This is a genomic window from Streptococcus oralis (assembly GCF_023611505.1).
In the GTDB taxonomy this organism is placed as follows: Bacteria; Bacillota; Bacilli; order Lactobacillales; family Streptococcaceae; genus Streptococcus; species Streptococcus oralis_CT.
The window spans coordinates 710,233-730,695 of sequence record NZ_CP097843.1; the positions used below are offsets into that span (position 1 = coordinate 710,233).

The 20,463-nt window shown below is 42.8% G+C and carries 21 protein-coding genes; 20 read left to right on the forward strand and 1 reads right to left on the reverse strand.

Annotated elements, in window-relative coordinates:
- The first annotated feature begins 3 nt into the window (after positions 1 to 3).
- The 13 genes from M9H69_RS03765 to M9H69_RS03825 all read left to right on the forward strand — a co-directional run bounded on the left by M9H69_RS03765 (position 4) and on the right by M9H69_RS03825 (position 10,453).
- The gene (locus M9H69_RS03765) at positions 4 to 777 is read left to right on the forward strand and encodes a TIGR01457 family HAD-type hydrolase (protein ID WP_227231739.1); all 774 of its coding nucleotides are present in this window, start codon (positions 4 to 6) and stop codon (positions 775 to 777) included.
- A complete protein-coding gene (locus M9H69_RS03770; RefSeq protein WP_084872020.1) occupies positions 767 to 1,384 on the forward strand; it encodes a TIGR01906 family membrane protein in 618 nt (205 codons plus the stop codon). The genes M9H69_RS03765 and M9H69_RS03770 overlap by 11 nt, the downstream gene beginning before the upstream one ends.
- A 220-nt stretch (positions 1,385 to 1,604) precedes the next feature.
- Positions 1,605 to 2,006 carry a Spx/MgsR family RNA polymerase-binding regulatory protein gene (locus M9H69_RS03775; protein ID WP_000631261.1) on the forward strand — a complete coding sequence of 134 codons (402 nt, stop codon included), beginning with the start codon at positions 1,605 to 1,607 and terminating at the stop codon, positions 2,004 to 2,006.
- Positions 2,007 to 2,285, forward strand: a complete 279-nt coding sequence (locus tag M9H69_RS03780) for a UPF0223 family protein (RefSeq protein WP_084872023.1) — start codon at positions 2,007 to 2,009, stop codon at positions 2,283 to 2,285.
- Positions 2,275 to 3,048 carry an inositol monophosphatase family protein gene (locus tag M9H69_RS03785; RefSeq protein WP_250315949.1) on the forward strand — a complete coding sequence of 258 codons (774 nt, stop codon included), beginning with the start codon at positions 2,275 to 2,277 and terminating at the stop codon, positions 3,046 to 3,048. Before M9H69_RS03780 ends, M9H69_RS03785 begins: the two co-directional genes overlap by 11 nt.
- Positions 3,049 to 4,353 carry an RsmF rRNA methyltransferase first C-terminal domain-containing protein gene (locus M9H69_RS03790; protein WP_250315950.1) on the forward strand — a complete coding sequence of 435 codons (1,305 nt, stop codon included), beginning with the start codon at positions 3,049 to 3,051 and terminating at the stop codon, positions 4,351 to 4,353.
- A 208-nt stretch (positions 4,354 to 4,561) separates the two neighbouring features.
- On the forward strand, positions 4,562 to 5,440 hold the full coding sequence (locus tag M9H69_RS03795) for a phosphate ABC transporter substrate-binding protein PstS (protein WP_250315951.1): 879 nt from the start codon (positions 4,562 to 4,564) through the stop codon (positions 5,438 to 5,440).
- A complete protein-coding gene (gene pstC / locus M9H69_RS03800) occupies positions 5,440 to 6,357 on the forward strand; it encodes a phosphate ABC transporter permease subunit PstC (protein WP_001070950.1) in 918 nt (305 codons plus the stop codon). Before M9H69_RS03795 ends, pstC begins: the two co-directional genes overlap by 1 nt.
- Positions 6,347 to 7,231: a phosphate ABC transporter permease PstA gene (gene pstA, locus M9H69_RS03805; RefSeq protein WP_250315952.1), complete on the forward strand. Its 885-nt coding sequence runs from the start codon at positions 6,347 to 6,349 to the stop codon at positions 7,229 to 7,231. The genes pstC and pstA overlap by 11 nt, the downstream gene beginning before the upstream one ends.
- A gap of 10 nt (positions 7,232 to 7,241) precedes the next feature.
- Positions 7,242 to 8,045, forward strand: coding sequence for a phosphate ABC transporter ATP-binding protein PstB (gene pstB / locus M9H69_RS03810; protein WP_000049854.1), 804 nt, complete (start codon positions 7,242 to 7,244; stop codon positions 8,043 to 8,045).
- Between the two features lie 12 nt (positions 8,046 to 8,057).
- On the forward strand, positions 8,058 to 8,816 hold the full coding sequence (gene pstB / locus M9H69_RS03815) for a phosphate ABC transporter ATP-binding protein PstB (protein WP_000138671.1): 759 nt from the start codon (positions 8,058 to 8,060) through the stop codon (positions 8,814 to 8,816).
- A gap of 11 nt (positions 8,817 to 8,827) precedes the next feature.
- On the forward strand, positions 8,828 to 9,481 hold the full coding sequence (gene phoU, locus M9H69_RS03820; RefSeq protein WP_000946477.1) for a phosphate signaling complex protein PhoU: 654 nt from the start codon (positions 8,828 to 8,830) through the stop codon (positions 9,479 to 9,481).
- A gap of 156 nt (positions 9,482 to 9,637) precedes the next feature.
- Positions 9,638 to 10,453: an ABC transporter substrate-binding protein gene (locus M9H69_RS03825; RefSeq protein WP_195216333.1), complete on the forward strand. Its 816-nt coding sequence runs from the start codon at positions 9,638 to 9,640 to the stop codon at positions 10,451 to 10,453.
- Between the two features lie 19 nt (positions 10,454 to 10,472).
- On the opposite strand, the gene M9H69_RS03830 is transcribed toward M9H69_RS03825, so the two are convergent.
- Positions 10,473 to 11,744: a PLP-dependent aminotransferase family protein gene (locus M9H69_RS03830; RefSeq protein ID WP_250315953.1), complete on the reverse strand. Its 1,272-nt coding sequence runs from the start codon at positions 11,742 to 11,744 to the stop codon at positions 10,473 to 10,475.
- Positions 11,745 to 11,889: 145 nt separating this feature from the next.
- Between M9H69_RS03830 and budA the strand changes: the two genes are divergently transcribed.
- The 7 genes from budA (at position 11,890) to M9H69_RS03865 (ending at position 18,342) form a co-directional block, all read left to right on the forward strand.
- Entirely contained in the window at positions 11,890 to 12,621 is a 732-nt protein-coding gene (gene budA / locus M9H69_RS03835) for an acetolactate decarboxylase (protein ID WP_000375402.1), read from the forward strand.
- A gap of 9 nt (positions 12,622 to 12,630) precedes the next feature.
- The gene (locus M9H69_RS03840) at positions 12,631 to 13,386 is read left to right on the forward strand and encodes a YhfC family intramembrane metalloprotease (protein WP_250315954.1); all 756 of its coding nucleotides are present in this window, start codon (positions 12,631 to 12,633) and stop codon (positions 13,384 to 13,386) included.
- A gap of 110 nt (positions 13,387 to 13,496) precedes the next feature.
- Positions 13,497 to 14,402 (forward strand): UDP-N-acetylmuramate dehydrogenase, encoded by a 906-nt coding sequence (gene murB / locus M9H69_RS03845; RefSeq protein WP_250315955.1) that lies wholly within the window; start codon positions 13,497 to 13,499, stop codon positions 14,400 to 14,402.
- 158 nt (positions 14,403 to 14,560) lie between these two features.
- Positions 14,561 to 15,718 carry an ABC transporter ATP-binding protein gene (locus tag M9H69_RS03850; protein ID WP_000742901.1) on the forward strand — a complete coding sequence of 386 codons (1,158 nt, stop codon included), beginning with the start codon at positions 14,561 to 14,563 and terminating at the stop codon, positions 15,716 to 15,718.
- A complete protein-coding gene (locus M9H69_RS03855; protein WP_000754115.1) occupies positions 15,699 to 16,505 on the forward strand; it encodes an ABC transporter permease in 807 nt (268 codons plus the stop codon). Before M9H69_RS03850 ends, M9H69_RS03855 begins: the two co-directional genes overlap by 20 nt.
- On the forward strand, positions 16,502 to 17,275 hold the full coding sequence (locus M9H69_RS03860; RefSeq protein WP_049485117.1) for an ABC transporter permease: 774 nt from the start codon (positions 16,502 to 16,504) through the stop codon (positions 17,273 to 17,275). Before M9H69_RS03855 ends, M9H69_RS03860 begins: the two co-directional genes overlap by 4 nt.
- Entirely contained in the window at positions 17,272 to 18,342 is a 1,071-nt protein-coding gene (locus M9H69_RS03865) for an ABC transporter substrate-binding protein (RefSeq protein WP_250315956.1), read from the forward strand. The genes M9H69_RS03860 and M9H69_RS03865 overlap by 4 nt, the downstream gene beginning before the upstream one ends.
- The last annotated feature ends 2,121 nt before the right edge of the window (positions 18,343 to 20,463 follow it).

Below are 20,463 nucleotides of genomic sequence, written 5' to 3' on the forward strand. Positions count from 1 at the left end.
GATATGGCTTATAAAGGTTATTTAATTGATTTAGACGGAACCATTTACAAGGGGAAAGACCGGATTCCGGCGGGTGAAGCTTTTGTCCATGAGTTACAAAAAAGAGAAATTCCCTATCTCTTTGTGACCAACAATACAACTCGTACTCCTGAGAGCGTTCAAGAGATGTTGGCTCAGAATTTTAATATCGACACGCCTCTATCAACTGTCTACACGGCAACTCTGGCAACCATTGACTATATGAATGACTTGGGACTGGAAAAGACAGTCTATGTCATTGGTGAAGCAGGACTCAAGGATGCCATTCAGGCAGCTGGTTATGTCGAAGACAAGGAAAATCCAGCCTATGTGGTCGTTGGATTGGACTGGCAAGTCGACTATGAAAAATTTGCGACAGCAACTCTAGCCATTCAAAAGGGGGCTCACTTTATCGGAACCAATCCAGACCTCAATATCCCGACGGAACGTGGTCTCTTGCCTGGTGCTGGTTCACTAATTACACTTCTTGAAGTAGCAACACGTGTAAAACCAGTTTATATCGGAAAACCGAATGCGATCATCATGGAAAAGGCAGTTGAGCACTTGGGCTTGGAACGAGAAGAATTGCTCATGGTTGGTGACAACTACCTGACAGATATCCGAGCAGGGATTGACAATGGCATTCCAACTCTCTTGGTGACAACAGGTTTTACCAAGGCAGAAGAAGTGGCTGACCTACCAATTGCACCAACTCATGTAGTTTCTAGCCTTGTGGAGTGGAATTTTGATGAAAACTAAACTAACCTTTTGGGGAAGTATGCTCTTTCTCCTCTCTCTTTCTATTCTTCTGACCATTTATCTGGCATGGATTTTCTATCCTTTGGAAATTCAGTGGCTGAACTTAGCGAATCGAGTCTATCTAAAGCCCGAAACCATTCAATACAATTTTCATATCTTGATGAATTACCTGACCAATCCCTTTAGTCAGGTCTTAGAGATGCCAGATTTTAGTTCATCAGCGGCTGGTTTACATCACTTTGCGGTGGTGAAGAATCTCTTTCACCTAGTTCAGCTAGTTGCCCTAGTGACGCTACCAAGTTTCTATTTCTTTGTTAGAAAGATTGTAAAAAAGGGTTTTCTCCCCTTATATCGTAAAAGTATTTTAACTCTAGTACTATTGCCCCTGATCATTGGGCTTGTAGGAGTGTTGATTGGGTTTGAGCAATTCTTTACTCTTTTCCATCAGATTCTCTTTGTGGGAGATGATACCTGGCTTTTTGATCCAGCAAAGGATCCCGTTATTTGGATTTTGCCAGAGACTTTCTTTCTCCATGCCTTTTTACTTTTCTTTGCTTTGTATGAAGGAATGTTTGGTTTCCTTTTTGTTAAAGTTTCAAGGAAATAGTGGAAAAAATTCTGTATTTTTAATAAAAAACGAGAGAAGTTGCTCTACTCCCTATTTATTGTTAGGTTATCCTAAAGATAAACTTGCAAAGCAGGAGATTTTTGCAGAAAACAGTCTATTTTCTATGAAAAAATAGGCTTTTTTTCTAAAAATACCTAGTCAAGCGCTTTATTTTTTTGTATAATAGAAATAGCAAGTATAGATAAAAGAAGAGAAAAGCATGATTACACTATTTTTATCACCGAGTTGTACATCATGTCGTAAGGCAAAGGCTTGGTTAGAGACGCATAAAGTGCCCTTTCAAGAGCATAATATTATGACTAGTCCTTTAACAAGAAAAGAATTACAACATATTCTTTCCTTGACCGAAAATGGTACTGATGACATCATTTCAACTCGTTCAAAAATTTTTCAAAAATTGGATATTGATGTAGAGAGTATCTCGGTATCAGAGTTGCTTCAGTTGATTGAGCAATATCCTAGTCTTTTGCGTCGCCCAATTATTATAGATACCAAACGCATGCAGATCGGTTTTAATGAAGATGAGATTCGTGCTTTTCTCCCTCGTAGTTACCGTAAACAAGAATTGAAAGAAGCAACATTGAGAGCTGGTATAGGATAGATGAACAAACAGTATAGTTACCCACTAGATTTGTCGTGGAGCACTGAAGAACTTGCTTCAGTGCTTTCTTTTTTTAATGATGTTGAAGCTGCTTATGAAGATAAGGTAGAAGCAAAAAAGCTGCTAGAGTCTTACAAGGAATTCAAGTCTGTGGTTCCAAGCAAAAGTGAAGAAAAGCGCCTAGGTCGCGAATTTGAGACGGTTAGCGGTTATTCCTTCTATCATGCAGTTCAATTAGCAAAAGAAAAAAGAGAAGGGAAGATTTCTCTTGGAAACTAAATTTGAATTTGCCAAACAGATTGTGCAGGAAGCTGCTGCCTATATTTTGGCCCACATGAAAGAAGATTTGCAGGTTGAGTGCAAGTCTTCACCCACTGACTTAGTGACACGTTTGGACAAGGAGGTCCAGGAACTCTTGGTTGATCGGATCAAGTCCTCCTATCCTGAGGACTTGATTTGCGCGGAAGAGGGCTGTTTGCGTGCTGCGGTCGATCAAGGTTCTGTTTGGGTGATTGATCCCATTGACGGTACCAATAACTTTGTCGCTCAGCAGGAAGATTTTGCCGTGATGTTGGCTTATTTTGAGAATGGTGTGGGCAAATTTGGCATCATCTATGATGTTATGAAAGGTGATTGTTACCATGGTGGTGGTGCCTTTCCTCCTTGTCGCAATAATGAGCCCTTACCGCCTTTTAAAAAGAAGCCCCTCAGAGAATTCCTGGTTGCTGGTAACTCAGGTATGTTTGAAAGCAATGAGTGGGGCCTGGCGGATTTGGGGCGAGCAGCTTTGGGAGTCCGTGTCTACGGTAGTGCGGCCATTAGTTTTGCTAAGGTTTTATCGGGTCGTCTTCTGACTTATATTACCTACTTGCAGCCATGGGATTACGCTGCGGCCAGTATCCTAGGGGAAAGTCTGGGCTATCGACTTCTTACAGTATCAGGTGAGCCCGCTGATTTTAAAACGCGTCAGCCTGTCATGATGGTGCCAATCGAGATGCAAGAAGAGATTCAGTCTTATATCTACGAAAGGAAAGAGAACTAAATGCAATTTCCAGAAGGATTTGTTGAAAAATATGATGCGATATTAGAAGATGAGGCAAGAGATTTTCTTGCCTCTTTTAAGCAGGAAGCGGTTTCGGCTTTTCGGGTTAATCCCTTAAAAGAAAGTCAGCTATCGTTTGCTGATGCCATTCCTCGTACACCTTGGGGGCACTATGGAAAAGTTTCTGGGAAATCTCCAGAGCACGTTACGGGTCTCGTTTATTCACAAGAGCCTGCAGCCCAAATGGTGGCCCAGGTAGCTCAACCAAGTCCTGGCATGAAGGTCTTGGACTTGGCGGCAGCACCAGGTGGAAAATCCACTCAACTAGCAGCTTATCTGGCTAATCAAGGAGTCCTTGTTTCCAACGAAATTTCAAGCAAGCGTGCTAAGATTTTAGTGGAAAATATGGAGCGATTTGGAGCGACAAATGTTGTCGTGACCAATGAATCTGCTGACCGCTTAGCCAAGGTTTTTAAAGGTTACTTTGATGTGATTGTCCTTGATGCACCTTGCTCGGGTGAAGGGATGTTTCGTAAGCAGCCAGATGCCATGGATTATTGGAGTACCGATTATCCTTGCCAATGTGCTAGTCTCCAAAGAGAAATTTTAGAAGATGCAGTGACCATGCTTGCTGAAGGTGGTCGTTTGATCTATTCGACCTGTACTTGGTCACCTGAGGAAAATGAAGAGATCGTTCACTGGTTACTAGATACTTATGATTTTGAACTGCTTCCAGTCGAGCATGTGAACGGTATGGTAGCAGGAATTGGACTTCCTGAAACGGCGCGAATGTACCCTTACCATTTTAAGGGAGAAGGTCAGTTTGTTGCCCATTTGCAGTTTAAGGGAGAAAACCCAGCACCTAAATTCAAAGCCAGCAAGAGCAATCTCAGTCGTGAACAGCTGGCCTTGTGGCATGATTTTGCTCAAAAATACTTGCGGGTCAATCTAACTGGTATCTTGCAGACTTTTGGAGATCAGCTCTATCTCTTGCCAGAGATGCTACCTGATCTAGGGAAACTCAAAATTGCCCGAAATGGACTTCATCTGGGTACTTTTAAGAAGAAACGCTTCGAACCAAGCTTTGCTCTGGGATTAGCCTTAAAACCAAGTCAGGTGAAACAAAGGGTAGAAATCAAGGATGAGAACTTTGTAAAATATGTGGCTGGGGAGACAGTTCAGCTAGCTGAAAGTCTACCAAATGGCTGGTATCAAGTTGTGGTTCAAGGAAACGGTCTGGGCTTTGCCAAGGTAACTGGAAATGTTTTGAAAAATTATTATCCAAAAGGCCTCAGATTCAAGTGAAAAAGCTAGTCAAAGAATCTATTCTATGTTATATTGGAATTATGAGTTTTTTCTGATAGTCTTTTATTATTACTCATATTATACGATGGAATTGTCCGCCCCTAAGAATGTCTAAAAAATAAAGCGGGACAATCATTGATGATAATTGGATGATCAGGACAAACGGAAGAAATCAGAACATTTATCATTATGTTCAAGGAGAATAACAGTGAAAAAAAGAAAAAAGCTCGTCCTATCTCTTGCGACTCTTTTGGTGGCAGGTTCTCTAGCAGGATGTGCTAGCTGGATTGATCGTGGAGAATCCATGACAGCTGTTGGTTCAACAGCTCTTCAACCTCTTGTCGAAGCAGCAGCAGATGAATTTGGTTCTAGAAACATCGGAAAAACAGTCAATGTTCAAGGTGGTGGATCGGGTACAGGACTATCTCAAGTTCAGTCTGGAGCAGTAGACATCGGGAACTCTGACGTCTTTGCAGAGGAAAAAGATGGAATCGATGCTTCAGCTCTAGTAGACCACAAGGTTGCAGTGGCTGGTCTTGCAGTGATTGTAAACAAGGAAGTGACTGTCGAAAATCTCACAACCGAGCAACTTCGCAAAATCTTTACAGGTGAAGTGACCAACTGGAAAGAAGTTGGGGGCAAAGACCTGGCCATTTCAATCATCAACCGAGCAGCAAGTTCTGGTTCACGAGCGACGTTTGATACGGTGGTTATGAATGGCCAATCGGCAATGCAGAGCCAAGAACAGGATTCTAACGGGATGGTCAAGTCGATTGTATCCCAAACACCTGGAGCTATTTCTTACCTAGCCTTTGCCTATGTAGATGACTCCGTGAAAAGTATGAAACTGAATGGGTATGAGCCTACGTCTGAAAATGTAACGACTAACAATTGGCCTTTGTGGTCTTATGAACATATGTACACACTCGGTCAGCCAAACGAGTTAGCTGCTGAATTCCTGAATTTCGTCCTCTCAGATGAAGCCCAAAATGGAATTGTTAGGGGCATGGACTATATTTCCATCAATGAAATGAAAGTCCAAAAGGATGCTTCAGGTACCGTTACAGCAGTAGAAGGAGGTCAATAATGAATCAAGAAGAATTATCGAAAAAATTACTCTCTCCTTCAAAGAACTCTCGCCTTGAGAAGTTTGGTAAAGGTTTGACCTTCACTTGCCTTTCTTTGATTGTTATCATTGTGGCGATGATTTTGATTTTTGTAGCCCAAAAAGGCTTATCGACCTTCTTTGTCAATGGGGTCAACATTTTTGATTTCCTCTTTGGACAAACTTGGAATCCTTCAGGGAAACAATTTGGTGCCCTTCCGATGATTTTGGGTTCCTTTATTGTGACGATTTTATCTGCCCTCATCGCAACTCCCTTTGCTATTGGAGCAGCAGTTTTTATGACAGAAGTATCACCAAAGGGTGCAAAAATCTTGCAACCAGCCATTGAACTTCTCGTCGGTATTCCTTCAGTCGTCTATGGATTTATCGGTTTGCAAGTTGTGGTGCCTTTTGTTCGCAGCATCTTTGGTGGAACTGGTTTTGGGATCTTGTCAGGTATTTTCGTTCTCTTTGTCATGATCCTACCAACTGTAACCTTTATGACAACAGACAGCTTGCGTGCTGTTCCTCGGCATTACCGTGAAGCTAGTTTAGCCATGGGAGCCACTCGTTGGCAAACCATCTGGCGTGTGACCTTGAAAGCAGCACGTTCAGGTATTTTCACTGCGGTGGTTTTTGGGATGGCGCGTGCCTTCGGTGAAGCCCTTGCTATTCAGATGGTGGTCGGAAACTCAGCAGTTATCCCAACCTCGTTAACAACACCAGCTGCGACTTTGACTTCTGTTTTGACTATGGGTATTGGAAATACCGTCATGGGAACAGTTGATAATAACGTACTCTGGTCACTGGCCTTGGTATTGCTCTTGATGAGTTTGGCCTTTAACAGTGTGATTAAATTGATTACGAAAGAAAGAGGAAAGAAAAACTATGCACGCTAAGAAATTAGATAAACTTGCAACAGCTGTCCTCTATACCATCGCGGGTATCATCGTGGCCATCTTGGCATCCTTGATTCTCTATATCTTGGTGAGAGGGTTACCGCATATCTCTTGGTCCTTCTTGACTGGGAAATCCTCCTCTTATCAAGCAGGTGGGGGGATCGGGATTCAGCTCTACAATTCCTTCTTCCTTTTGGTCATTACCTTGATCATTTCTGTTCCCCTGTCTATGGGAGCTGGTGTTTTCCTCGCTGAGTATGCCCAAAAAGGACCTGTGACCAATTTTATTCGTACCTGTATTGAGATTTTGTCTTCTCTACCATCAGTCGTAGTTGGTCTCTTTGGTTACTTGATCTTTGTAGTCCAGTTTGAGTATGGATTTTCAATCATTTCAGGTGCCTTGGCCTTGACGGTCTTTAACCTCCCTCAGATGACTCGAAATGTTGAGGACAGTTTAAAACACGTTCACCATACACAACGTGAGGCTGGCTTAGCTCTTGGAATTTCTCGTTGGGAGACTGTGGTCCATGTCGTCATTCCAGAAGCCCTTCCAGGTATCGTAACGGGTGTTGTCTTGGCATCTGGCCGTATCTTTGGTGAGGCCGCCGCTCTTATCTATACGGCAGGACAATCCGCTCCCGCCCTTGACTGGTCTAACTGGAATATCCTCAGTGTTACCAGTCCTATCTCAATTTTCCGTCAAGCAGAAACCTTGGCTGTCCACATTTGGAAGGTCAACAGTGAAGGAACCATTCCTGATGCTACTATCGTATCAGCAGGTTCTGCCGCCGTGCTCCTCATCTTTATCTTGATTTTTAACTTTGGAGCACGCAAACTCGGAAGCTATTTACACAAGAAATTAACCGCTGCCTAAAGGAGAAGCCATGTCAAAATATAACTGGGATGAAAAGCATATCATCACCTTCCCTGAAGAAAAAGTGGCCCTCTCTACCAAGGATTTACATGTTTACTACGGTAAAAATGAATCCATCAAGGGCATCGATATGCAATTTGAAAGAAATAAAATAACAGCCTTGATTGGTCCTTCTGGATCAGGGAAATCTACTTATCTTCGCAGTCTCAATCGGATGAATGATACTATTGATATTGCCAAGGTCACAGGTCAAATCCTCTACCGAGGGATTGACGTTAATCGTCCAGAAATCAATGTCTATGAGATGCGCAAGCATATCGGAATGGTCTTCCAACGTCCAAATCCATTTGCCAAGTCTATTTACCGTAACATCACTTTTGCTCATGAACGTGCAGGTGTTAAGGACAAGAAAGTACTTGATGAAATTGTAGAAACCTCTCTCCGACAGGCTGCCCTTTGGGATCAGGTCAAAGATGACCTCCACAAATCAGCCTTGATGCTTTCTGGAGGTCAGCAACAACGTCTCTGTATCGCTCGCGCCATCTCTGTTAAGCCAGATATCCTCTTGATGGATGAACCGGCGTCAGCCTTGGATCCGATTGCGACAGCCCAACTGGAAGAAACCATGTTGGAATTGAAGAAAGACTTCACCATCATCATCGTTACCCACAGTATGCAACAGGCTGCGCGTGCAAGTGACTACACAGGATTTTTCTACCTGGGTGATTTGATTGAGTATGATAAGACATCCAATATTTTCCAAAATGCTAAGTTACAGTCAACCAATGACTATGTAACGGGACACTTTGGTTAGAAAGGAAGCAGTATGACAGAACCGATTTTGCAGGTTAAAGACCTGTCCGTTTATTACAATAAAAAGAAGGCTTTGAATAGTGTTTCCCTTTCTTTCCAACCTAAGGAAATAACAGCCTTGATTGGTCCTTCTGGATCAGGAAAGTCCACCCTGCTCAAAGCCATCAACCGCATGGGCGATCTAAATCCTGAGGTGACAACAACTGGAACAGTGATTTATAATGGCCACAATATCTACAGTCCCCGTACCGATACGGTTGAATTGCGTAAGGAAATCGGTATGGTCTTTCAACAGCCCAATCCTTTCCCTATGTCTATCTATGAAAATGTTGTCTACGGCCTACGTATCAATGGGGTCAGGGATAAACATGTTTTGGATGAAGCGGTGGAAAAAGCTTTGCAACGCGCTTCTATTTGGGATGAGGTCAAGGATCGCTTGCATGATTCAGCCATTGGTCTCTCAGGTGGACAACAACAACGTGTTTGTGTTGCTCGTGTCTTAGCAACCAGTCCCAAGATTATTCTCTTGGATGAACCAACTTCAGCTTTGGATCCTATCTCGGCTGGTAAGATTGAGGAAACCTTGTATGGTCTGAAAGATAAATACACCATGCTCTTGGTAACGCGTTCGATGCAACAGGCCTCTCGTATCTCTGATAAAACAGGATTTTTCCTAGATGGGGATTTGATCGAGTTTAACGATACTAAGAAAATGTTCCTAGACCCACAAAACAAGGAAACAGAAGATTATATTACAGGAAAATTTGGATAAGGAGTTGAATGATGTTACGATCTCAATTTGAAGAAGATTTGGAGAAATTGCACAACCAGTTCTATGCCATGGGACAAGAAGTGCTCTCACAAATCAATCGTACAGTGCGTGCCTTTGTCACACATGACCGTGATTTGGCAAAAGAAGTTATTGAGGAAGATGCAGAAGTAAATGGATATGAAGTGAAACTCGAAAAGAAATCATTTGAAATGATTGCACTTCAACAACCTGTTTCTCAAGACCTCCGTACTGTATTGACCGTTCTCAAGGCAGTATCGGACCTGGAACGTATGGGAGACCATGCGGTGTCAATCGCAAAAGCAACTATTCGTATGAAGGGGGAACAACGCATCCCTGCCGTTGAGGAAGAAATCAAAAAAATGGGGCGCGATGTGAAAAACTTCGTTGAATCTGCTCTCGAACTTTACCTGAATGGTTCTGTGGATCAAGCCTATGAAGTAGCGGCTATGGACGAAAAAATCAACCATTACTTTGATAGTATTCGTGATCTTACTACAGAGGAGATTAGGAAACATCCTGAAGCCATCGTTACAGGCCGTGATTACTTCCAGGTAATTTCCTTCTTGGAACGTATCGGAGACTACGCTAAAAATATCTGTGAATGGGTTGTTTACTTTGAAACAGGGAAGATTGTCGAACTATAAGAAACGGTTTAAATATACAGAATAAAAGGCTGATTGTGATAAATCAGTCTTCTTTTTATGAAAAGAATTGTTTTGCAGTCAAAATCTCTAAAAGGGTTGACAACTATTTTTAAAAGAGTTATAATTATTCAGAAATAATAGAAAGGTCGTTTATTTATGAAATTTAAGAAATGGATATTAGTTGTGTGTAGCATGCTGACCAGCATGGTTTTGGTAGCTTGCCAGTCAGGAACGGATAATTCCCAGTCAGCTGTGGACGCTATTAAACAAAAAGGGAAGCTAGTTGTTGCGACCAGCCCAGACTATGCACCTTTTGAATTCCAATCCTTGGTAGATGGTAAAAACCAAGTGGTTGGGGCAGATATTGATATGGCTCAAGCGATTGCGGATGAGCTTGGGGTTAAACTTGAAATCTCTAGCATGAGTTTTGACAATGTTTTGACCAGCCTTCAAACTGGAAAGGCTGACTTAGCCATTGCAGGAATTAGTGCTACAGATGAGAGAAAGGAAGTCTTTGACTTTTCAATCCCTTACTATGAAAACAAGATGAGTTTCTTGGTTAGAAAAGCCGATTTAGACAAGTACAAGGATCTTTCAAGCCTCGCAAGTGCGAATATCGCAGCTCAAAAGGGAACCGTTCCAGAAACTATGGTGAAGGAACAATTGCCAAATGCCCAGTTGACATCCTTGACCAATATGGGGGAAGCAGTTAATGAATTGCAGGCTGGAAAAGTGGATGCTGTTCATATGGATGAACCAGTTGCTCTTAGCTACGCAGGTAAAAACTCTGATCTTGCCGTTGCAACTGTTAATTTGACGATGAAAGATGGCGAAGCCAATGCCGTTGCTATCAAGAAGGATCAATCAGACTTGAAAGCAGTAGTAGATAAGGTTATCCAAAAACTGAAAGATGATGGAACTTATCAAACCTATCTAGAAAAAGCAGCGAAACTAACAGAAGTTGAACAATAAGAAAAAGCAGAGTTGGAGTTTAATCCAATTCTGCTTTTATGTATTGTAATAGCGCTTCTAGATTTTCGAGAGAGACTTTGGCAAACTGATAAGGACAGGCTTCCAAATAAGCCTCTTCAAAGAAGTCTAGTTTGAGTGAGCTATGCTTTAAACTGGCAATTTTAGGATAGGATCTCAAATCAAGCAGAAGACCATCATGTAGAGGATAGTAGGATAAGGGGCAGGTGTTTTTTTCAAGTATTTCCTTTATCCGAGTCTGATAGTTCTCTTGAAGGGTCAGTCGAGCCAGTCGATTTTTTTCAAATAACTGACTATCGATGTAAAGAGAGAGAGCCTTTTGCATGATCAGGTTGCTGTCATAGTCTAGGATATTTTTGTAGGAAACAAAGGTCTCTTTTAGGGCATTTGGGAGAATGAGAGCGGTGATACGAAGGGCTGGAAAGAGGCTGGTTGAAAAGGATTTGATGTAAATGACCAGATCCTCGGTATCCAGATAGTGGAAGGTCTGACCTTTCTTTGGGTCCAAGTCACCAAGATAGTCATCCTCTACGATGTAAACACCATACTGGTTTGCTAGATCCAGAATAGCCCTTTTTTCCTGATCAGAATAGGAATGACCTAGAGGATAGTGGAAGCGAGGAATAGTGTAGAAAAACTTGATTTTCCCAGATTTGAACTGTTCTTCCAGTTCTTCAAGGTCAATGCCATCAATACGGCGTTCAATGGTCTGGTAGGCTAATCCTTGAGCGACCAAGAGGCGATTCATTCGGTGGTAGGTCGGTTGTTCGACCAAAATCTCCTCTCCCTCGCTCGGAAAGTCAATCTGAGAAAGGATAAAGAGAGCTTGCTGGGTACCGGATGTTAGAACCAGTTGGTCGGGTTTGCAGTAGAGGGCTTGGTTGAAAAGAAGTTGATGGACAGATTGTCTCAGTTCCTCAAGACCTTCTTGGTTGTCATAGTAGTTGAAGAGGTAGTTTTCTCTTCCAATCAGTGTTTCATTGACGCAGAGTCTGAAATCGTCATAAGCATTGGCATGTTCATCAGTGACTTCGATTTCCAAGTCCTGATGCTGCCCCTGTTCCAGAACATAATAGCCACTTTGGGGTTTGGCATAGAGGTATTGTTCATGGCGTAATTCTAGCAGGGCTCGTTGGACAGTGTCCTTGCTACAGTGGAAGTCTTGGCTCAGTTGACGGATAGAGGGAAGCCGGCTACCTGTTGGGAATTTTCCCGATTCGATACCCTTTTTGAGAAAGGAAACGACTGCTTGGTATTTACTTTCTTTCTTCATTCCAGACCTCCCTTGATTTTGTTACATTGTACCTTTTTTTTGCCTCCTTTGCAATGGGAAAAGCATTTCTCCCTTTCACATCTAGGAGCAAATGTGGTATACTTAGAAAGTATGATGATTCATTGAATAAAAGATAAGAAAGAGAATGGATAGAAAAGTGCAGGAACCAGTTAAATTATTTCAATACAATACTTTAGGTGCCCTAATGGCAGGTCTCTATGGTGGAACCATGACAGTAGGAGAATTGTTGGAACATGGTGACCTCGGCTTGGGAACATTGGATTCGATTGATGGGGAGTTGATTGTCCTTGATGGCAAGGCTTATCAAGCCAAAGGTTCAGGGGAGCAACCTGAAATTGTAGAAGTTGCACCTGATGCCCTTATCCCTTATGCGGCAGTGGTTCCTCATCAGGCGGAAGTGATTTTTCGACAACGCTTTGAGATGACGGACAAGGAATTGGAAAAACGAATTGAGTCCTACTATGATGGGGAAAATCTTTTTCGTTCCATCAAGATTCATGGCGAATTTTCACAAATGCACGTACGGATGATTCCCAAATCCACACCTGATACCAAATTTGCTGATGTCGCGACTCACCAACCTGAATATAGCCGTGAAAATGTATCGGGAACCATTGTTGGATTTTGGACACCGGAGATTTTCCATGGAGTGAGTGTTGCAGGCTACCATTTGCATTTTATCTCTGATGATTTGACCTTTGGTGGGCATGTGATGGACTTTGTTATCAAAGAAGGAATGATTGAGGTTGGAGCAGTCGACCAGTTGGACCAACGTTTTCCAGTCCAAGATCGTCAGTATTTATTTGCCAAATTTAATGTTGACGAGATGAAGAAAGATATTGATAAGTCAGAATAGGAGAAAAAGATGACAGTACATATTATCCTTACCATGATCGCTTTAGTTCTCATTCTAGTAGGTGGAACTTGGTATGCCAAAAAACGGTTTAAAATCTCTCTTGCAGTGATGGGCTTGGGGGCAATCGCATTTTTTGTTTCTTCTCAAGTGTTAGAGAAGATGGTTCACCTTCTGGTACTCCATCCGCAAAAAGATGGAACCATTCCGCTCATGCAGGAGCAGCCTCTCTTATACGTCCTTTATGGGATTGCCATGGCTGCCCTCTTTGAGGAAACAGCTCGTCTTGTCTTTTTTAAATGGTTGGAGAAAAAGAGAAAGCTAGAAGATCGAGATGTTTTGGCTTATGGTTTGGGACATGGGGGCTTGGAGATGCTCTACCTCGGAATGGGAAGCTTGATTAGCCTTTTGATCCTCTTTTCACTAGTACAGTCATCAAATACTGATGCGGCGAATCTTCTTACAAAGACGACACTCGAAACGGTTCAGTCTCTATCAGCATGGCAGATCTATCTACTAGGAGTTGAGCGTGTCCTTGCTCTGGTTCTCCAAATGAGCCTTACTGTCTGGGTCTATCAAAGTGTCCGTCAAAAGAAATGGATTTATCTCGTTGCTGCCTATGGATTACATGCCTTGTTCGACTTAGCTCCAGCTCTATCTCAAGTGGGCTGGATTGCAAATCCACTTCTAGTGGAGGGCATTCTTCTTGTAGAAGTACTTGCCTTTGTCTGGCTTACAAAATCTACATTTTGGAAAAAATCATCATAAAAAGAGGTTCACCTCTTTTTTTATGCAATGCTTTGATACTTCCATTTTTCGGTTCGTCAAAAGCCTTTAAAAATGGTATAATGAAATGACTTTACAAAAGGATGAGAGATATGACATTAGTAACTAAAATACAAGAACAATTAGAAGGAATTGATATTCGTTTCAAGGAACCCTTGAAGACCTATACCTATACCAAGGTCGGAGGTCGAGCGGATTATCTGGTTTTGCCACGCAATCGCTATGAGATGGCGCGTGTCGTTCAATTTGCCAATCAAGAGAATATTCCTTGTATGGTGCTAGGAAATGCCAGCAATATTATCGTTCGTGACGGTGGAATTCGTGGATTTGTCATCTTGTGTGACAAGCTCAATAACGTTTCAGTTGATGGTTATACCATTGAAGCGGAAGCTGGGGCCAACTTGATTGAAACGACACGTATTGCCCTTCGTCATAGTTTGACTGGTTTCGAGTTTGCCTGTGGCATTCCAGGGAGCGTCGGTGGAGCAGTCTTTATGAATGCGGGTGCCTATGGAGGAGAGATTGCTCATATCTTGCAGTCTTGTCAAGTTTTGACCAAGGGAGGGGAAATCGAGACCTTATCTGCCAAGGAATTGGCTTTTGGTTACCGTCATTCAGCTGTTCAAGATTCTGGAGCTGTTGTTTTGTCAGCTAAATTTGCCCTAGCTCCAGGAAATCATCAGGTTATCAAGCAGGAAATGGATCGCTTGACTCACCTTCGTGAACTCAAACAGCCTTTAGAGTACCCATCTTGTGGTTCGGTCTTTAAGCGTCCTGTTGGTCATTTTGCAGGTCAGTTAATTTCAGAAGCTGGATTGAAAGGCTATCGTATCGGTGGTGTTGAAGTATCTGAAAAGCATGCCGGTTTTATGATCAATGTTGCTGACGGAACGGCGAAAGACTATGAGGACTTGATACAATCTGTTATTGAAAAAGTCAAGGAACACTCAGGTGTTACCCTTGAGAGGGAAGTCCGTATTTTGGGTGAGAAAGAATAAGGTTTGGGCAGAAAAGTTGCTGCTATAACCATTGTAAGGGGGTGAAAGCCTATCGTTAGTGAAGATGTATGTAGGCAGTTCAATCTCCTACACGAGGTAGTAGCGGCCTGACAGAGCCAGGATCTGTTAATTTATGAAAAAGAAGGAATTTATGACAATTGAAAAAACCAATTATTGAATTCAAAAACGTCTCTAAAGTTTTTGAAGACAGCAACACCAAGGTTCTCAAAGACATTAACTTTGAGTTGGAAGAGGGAAAGTTCTATACCCTACTAGGCGCATCTGGTTCAGGAAAATCAACCATTCTAAACATCATTGCAGGTTTACTGGATGCGACAACAGGAGATATTTTGCTGGATGGGGTACGGATCAACGACATCCCAACCAACAAGCGAGATGTCCATACGGTCTTCCAATCCTATGCCTTGTTTCCACATATGAATGTGTTTGAAAATGTTGCCTTTCCGCTCCGCTTGCGTAAAATCGACAAGAAAGAAATTGAGCAACGTGTAGCAGAAGTTCTCAAGATGGTTCAGTTGGAAGGTTATGAAAAACGTTCCATCCGTAAACTCTCTGGAGGACAACGTCAGCGTGTGGCCATTGCCCGTGCCATTATCAACCAGCCCCGTGTGGTCTTGTTGGATGAGCCTTTGTCAGCGCTGGACTTGAAATTGCGGACAGACATGCAGTACGAACTGCGTGAATTGCAACAACGATTGGGAATTACCTTTGTCTTTGTCACTCACGATCAGGAAGAAGCTCTCGCCATGAGTGACTGGATTTTCGTTATGAACGATGGTGAGATTGTTCAGTCTGGAACGCCAGTGGACATCTACGATGAGCCAATCAACCACTTTGTTGCCACCTTTATCGGCGAGTCCAACATTTTGCCAGGAACCATGATTGAGGACTACTTGGTTGAGTTTAACGGAAAACGCTTTGAAGCGGTCGATGGTGGGATGAAGCCAAATGAGCCTGTTGAGGTTGTCATTCGTCCAGAGGACTTGCGCATTACCCTTCCTGAGGAAGGCAAGCTCCAAGTTAAGGTGGATACTCAGCTTTTCCGTGGGGTTCATTACGAGATTATCGCCTATGACGAGCTCGGAAATGAATGGATGATTCACTCAACTCGTAAGGCCATCGTTGGTGAGGAAATCGGTCTGGACTTTGAACCAGAAGACATTCACATCATGCGTCTCAATGAAACAGAAGAAGAGTTCGATGCTCGTATCGAAGAATACGTTGAAATCGAAGAGCAAGAAGCAGGTCTGATTAACGCAATCGAGGAGGAAAGAGATGAAGAAAACAACCTCTAAACTCTTTGTAGTGCCCTACATGCTTTGGATTGCCCTCTTTGTCCTCGCACCCTTGGTCTTGATTTTTGGACAATCTTTTTTCAACATTGAAGGGCAGTTTAGTTTAGAAAACTATAAGTCTTACTTTGCGTCACAAAACTTGACCTATCTTAAAATGAGTTTTAACTCAGTGCTCTATGCAGGGATTGTGACCCTAGTGACGCTACTCATCAGTTATCCAACAGCCCTCTTTTTGACTCGTCTTAAGCACCGTCAGCTCTGGCTCATGCTGATTATCTTGCCGACATGGATTAATTTGCTCCTTAAGGCCTATGCATTTATCGGGATTTTTGGTCAAAATGGCTCCATTAACCAATTCTTGGAATTTATCGGAATCGGTTCGCAGCAGTTGCTCTTTACGGATTTCTCCTTTATTTTTGTCGCAAGCTACATCGAGCTTCCATTTATGATTTTGCCGATCTTCAATGTCTTGGACGATATGGACAACAATCTCATCAATGCCAGCTATGACCTCGGTGCGACCAAGTGGGAAACTTTCCGCCACGTTATCTTCCCTCTATCAATGAATGGAGTGAGAAGTGGTGTTCAATCAGTCTTTATCCCAAGTTTGAGTCTCTTCATGCTGACCCGTTTGATTGGGGGGAACCGAGTGATTACTTTGGGGACTGCCATCGAGCAGAACTTCCTGACCAATGACAACTACGGTATGGGTTCCACCATCGGTGTGATCCTCATCCTGACCATGTTTCTCACCATGTGGGTGACCAAGGAAAGGAGAGAACGATGAAAAAATTTGCTAATCTCTACCTAGCCTTTGTCTTCATCATCCTATATTTGCCAATCTTTTACTTGATTGGCTATGCCTTTAATGCTGGTGATGATATGAACAGCTTTACTGGTTTTAGCTTGAGCCATTTTCAAACCATGTTTGGTGATGGTCGTCTCATGTTGATCCTCACCCAAACCTTTTTCTTGGCCTTTCTATCTGCCTTGATTGCGACCGTTATTGGAACTTTTGGAGCCATCTACATCTACCAGTCTCGTAAGAAATACCAAGAAGCCTTTCTATCACTCAATAATATCCTCATGGTTGCGCCAGACGTTATGATTGGTGCCAGCTTCTTGATTCTTTTTACCCAGCTTAAGTTTTCACTTGGATTTTTGACGGTTCTATCTAGTCACGTGGCCTTCTCCATCCCAATCGTGGTCTTGATGGTCTTGCCTCGTCTCAAGGAAATGAATGATGATATGATTCACGCGGCTTATGACCTTGGTGCCAGCCAATTTCAAATGTTCAAAGAAATCATGCTTCCGTACCTGACACCGTCTATCATTGCAGGTTATTTCATGGCCTTTACCTACTCGCTGGATGACTTTGCCGTGACCTTCTTTGTAACGGGAAATGGCTTTTCAACCCTGTCAGTCGAGATCTACTCTCGTGCTCGGAAGGGAATTTCGTTAGAGATCAATGCCTTGTCTGCCCTTGTCTTTCTCTTTAGTATTATCCTAGTGGTTGGATATTACTTTATCTCACGTGAGAAGGAGGAGCAAGCATGAAAAAACTCTATTCATTTTTAGCAGGAATTGTAGCGATTATCCTTGTCTTGTGGGGAATTGCGACTCATCTAGATAGTAAAATCAATAGCCGAGATAGTCAGAAATTGGTTATTTACAACTGGGGGGACTATATCGATCCAGAACTCTTGGAGCAATTCACAGAAGAAACAGGTATTCAAGTCCAGTATGAGACCTTTGACTCCAACGAAGCCATGTATACCAAAATCAAGCAGGGTGGAACAACCTACGATATTGCCATCCCGAGTGAGTACATGATTAATAAGATGAAGGACGAAGACCTCTTGGTACCACTCGATTATTCAAAAATTGAAGGAATCGAAAATATCGGACCTGAGTTCCTCAACCAGTCTTTTGACCCGGGAAATAAATTCTCCATTCCTTATTTCTGGGGAACCTTGGGAATTGTCTACAATGAAACCATGGTAGATGAGGCGCCTGAGCATTGGGATGACCTCTGGAAGCCAGAATATAAGGATTCCATCATGCTTTTTGATGGGGCGCGTGAGGTGCTGGGACTCGGGCTTAACTCACTTGGTTACAGCCTCAACTCAAAGGATCCTCAGCAGTTGGAAGAGACAGTAGATAAACTCTACAAACTGACTCCAAATATCAAGGCCATTGTAGCCGACGAGATGAAGGGTTACATGATTCAGAACAACGCGGCCATCGGTGTGACCTTCTCAGGAGAAGTCAGCCAGATGTTGGAGAAAAATCCTAACCTCAAATATGTCGTTCCGACTGAGGCCAGCAATCTCTGGTTTGATAACATGGTCATTCCCAAAACCGTGAAAAACCAAGATGCAGCCTATGCCTTTATCAACTTTATGTTGAAACCCGAAAATGCTCTTAAAAATGCAGAATATGTCGGCTATGCAACACCAAATAACACGGCTAAGGAACTGCTCCCAGAGGAGACCAAAGAAGACAAGTCCTTCTATCCAGATGCGGATACTATGAAACACCTAGAAGTTTATGAAAAATTTGACCATAAATGGACAGGAAAATACAGCGACCTCTTCCTCCAGTTTAAAATGTATAGGAAGTAGGAGTTATCCATCATGAAACGAATCAGTTAAGCTGGTTCGTTTTTTTGGTTTCTTAAAAAATTTATATTTGTAGTTGACAAAAGCAATTTTAGTGATAGAATAGTATCCTTTATACATTTAGGAGGAATAAAAAGATATGTGATTTATTTGGTATTCAGAAATGAAAACTCTTACAAAATATGGTATACTAATAGTAGTTTCCAATAGGTTATATCTAGTGCTTGTTATAGGTTTACATACAAGATATGGGGTATAGATACCTATCTACCTCGAGAGGGGACGGAAACCCTACGATGTTTATTTTGTGTGGTGTCAGGTTAATGATGTATAGATACCTATCTACCTCGGGAGGGGCCGGAATTGGGACAAGGTACACGGCTTTAGTTGCTTTCTTTTGCTTGTATAGATACCTATCTACCTCGCGAGAGGCAGGAAACTCATAAGCGTACTTGTACGCACCACCAATCGAACGATCTGTATAGCTCCCAATATACCTCCGCGAGGGGCCGGAAACTTTTAGGCACGTAAGTACGACAAAAAAGGCTCCCATCAGTATAGATACCTATCTACCTCGAGAGGGGCCGGAAACTTTTGGCCAAAATAATAAAATGAACACAGAGTATAGCCCCCTATCAACCTCGCGAGGGGCCGGAAACATATCAGATTCACTACTACCGATAATGCGCTCATAGAGGTTTGGTATAGCTACCTATCTACCTCGAGAGGGGCCGGAAACGGGTAGCGCATTGGTGCAAGAGTTCCTTCAGGTAAAGCGTATAAGAACCTATCTACCTCGAGAGGGGACGGAAACTTAAGTCCTCCAAATGTTCTATTTTTGCCAAAACGGTATAGATACCTATCTACCTCGCGAGGGGCCGGAAACATAAAGCTTTGCGCTTATTGAAATAGTTGCATTTTGTATAGATACCTATCTACCTCGAGAGGGGCCGGAAACATTATTTTGGCCAAAATAATATGAACACTGAGTATAGCCCCCTATTTACCTCGGGAGGGGCCGGAAACAATAGTGCAACTGCAGTAACAATAGTTCCTACGGCGTATAGATACCTATCTACCTCGAGAGGGGCCGGAAACACGTCCACATAAACGATTGCTGACTGCGCTCTACCGTATAGCTCCCTATCAACCTCGAGAGGGGACGGAAACCCTACGATGTTTATTTTGTGTGGTGTCAGGTTAATGATGTATAGATACCTATCTACCTCGAGAGGGGCCGGAAACCTTACTCCATCTCCTTGTGTAGGCATACCAATTGTTACACGTATAGCTACCTATCTACCTCGCGAGGGGCCGGAAACAAACTACCTACTAGATAACCTAGCAATACACAAGCTCCAAAGAGTATAGCTCCCTATCTACCTCGGGAGGGGCCGGAAGCTGCTCCACTTGTGCAGACAAACATGGGTTGATATAACGTATAGCTACCTATCTATCTCGCGAGGGGCCGGAAACTCCTCAGCTGTCACCCTAACCTTGTTTATAAGCCCGTATAGCTCCCTATCTACCTCGCGAGGGGCCGGAAACACTCCGCCTTCATAACGATTGTCATAAACTGGAACAAGTATAGTTACCTATCTACCTCGCGAGGGGCCGGAAACGTGTCAATTTCCTTCTGTTTTACAGATTCGTTCTTGATTGGTACCTCGCGAGAGGTCGGAAACTTTGGATAATCACCTGTATGTTTCAATCCAGCTTTTTCCGGTATAGATACCTATCTACCTCGGGAGGGGCCGGAAACTGTATTCCGATTTCTTTTGCTAAACGATAGGCTGAGTATAGCCACCTATCTACCTTGCGAGGGGCCGGAAACTGATTGTATGTGCAATACTGATGTGTCTTGATGGCTATTTACCTCGCGAGAGGCCGGAAACTCAGCCACAAACTGCGGTACTTTGACTTTCTGCGGTTCTTGTATAAATACCACCTACTTCGATAGTGGCCGAAAACACGTCAGTTGTGTAGACAGTCTCACCGTCTTTATCCGTAGAACACCCTATTCACCTCGAAAGGGGCCGGAAACTTCATCAAAATCATATTTAGATATAATTCATTGTATAAGAACCTATCCACCTCGAGAGGGGACGGAAACGCATAAATTGA

What these genes read in the sequence shown, in the direction of transcription:
- M9H69_RS03830 (WP_250315953.1), bottom strand. Translation starts at nt 11,744, where the DNA reads ATGAAGAAAGAAAGTAAATACCAAGCAGTCGTTTCCTTTCTCAAAAAG.
- pstB (WP_000138671.1), top strand. Translation starts at nt 8,058, where the DNA reads ATGACAGAACCGATTTTGCAGGTTAAAGACCTGTCCGTTTATTACAAT.
- phoU (WP_000946477.1), top strand. Translation starts at nt 8,828, where the DNA reads ATGTTACGATCTCAATTTGAAGAAGATTTGGAGAAATTGCACAACCAG.
- budA (WP_000375402.1), top strand. Translation starts at nt 11,890, where the DNA reads ATGGATAGAAAAGTGCAGGAACCAGTTAAATTATTTCAATACAATACT.
- pstC (WP_001070950.1), top strand. Translation starts at nt 5,440, where the DNA reads ATGAATCAAGAAGAATTATCGAAAAAATTACTCTCTCCTTCAAAGAAC.
- M9H69_RS03770 (WP_084872020.1), top strand. Translation starts at nt 767, where the DNA reads ATGAAAACTAAACTAACCTTTTGGGGAAGTATGCTCTTTCTCCTCTCT.
- M9H69_RS03860 (WP_049485117.1), top strand. Translation starts at nt 16,502, where the DNA reads ATGAAAAAATTTGCTAATCTCTACCTAGCCTTTGTCTTCATCATCCTA.
- M9H69_RS03790 (WP_250315950.1), top strand. Translation starts at nt 3,049, where the DNA reads ATGCAATTTCCAGAAGGATTTGTTGAAAAATATGATGCGATATTAGAA.
- pstA (WP_250315952.1), top strand. Translation starts at nt 6,347, where the DNA reads ATGCACGCTAAGAAATTAGATAAACTTGCAACAGCTGTCCTCTATACC.
- M9H69_RS03840 (WP_250315954.1), top strand. Translation starts at nt 12,631, where the DNA reads ATGACAGTACATATTATCCTTACCATGATCGCTTTAGTTCTCATTCTA.
- M9H69_RS03780 (WP_084872023.1), top strand. Translation starts at nt 2,007, where the DNA reads ATGAACAAACAGTATAGTTACCCACTAGATTTGTCGTGGAGCACTGAA.
- M9H69_RS03825 (WP_195216333.1), top strand. Translation starts at nt 9,638, where the DNA reads ATGAAATTTAAGAAATGGATATTAGTTGTGTGTAGCATGCTGACCAGC.
- M9H69_RS03865 (WP_250315956.1), top strand. Translation starts at nt 17,272, where the DNA reads ATGAAAAAACTCTATTCATTTTTAGCAGGAATTGTAGCGATTATCCTT.
- M9H69_RS03765 (WP_227231739.1), top strand. Translation starts at nt 4, where the DNA reads ATGGCTTATAAAGGTTATTTAATTGATTTAGACGGAACCATTTACAAG.
- M9H69_RS03855 (WP_000754115.1), top strand. Translation starts at nt 15,699, where the DNA reads ATGAAGAAAACAACCTCTAAACTCTTTGTAGTGCCCTACATGCTTTGG.
- murB (WP_250315955.1), top strand. Translation starts at nt 13,497, where the DNA reads ATGACATTAGTAACTAAAATACAAGAACAATTAGAAGGAATTGATATT.
- pstB (WP_000049854.1), top strand. Translation starts at nt 7,242, where the DNA reads ATGTCAAAATATAACTGGGATGAAAAGCATATCATCACCTTCCCTGAA.
- M9H69_RS03775 (WP_000631261.1), top strand. Translation starts at nt 1,605, where the DNA reads ATGATTACACTATTTTTATCACCGAGTTGTACATCATGTCGTAAGGCA.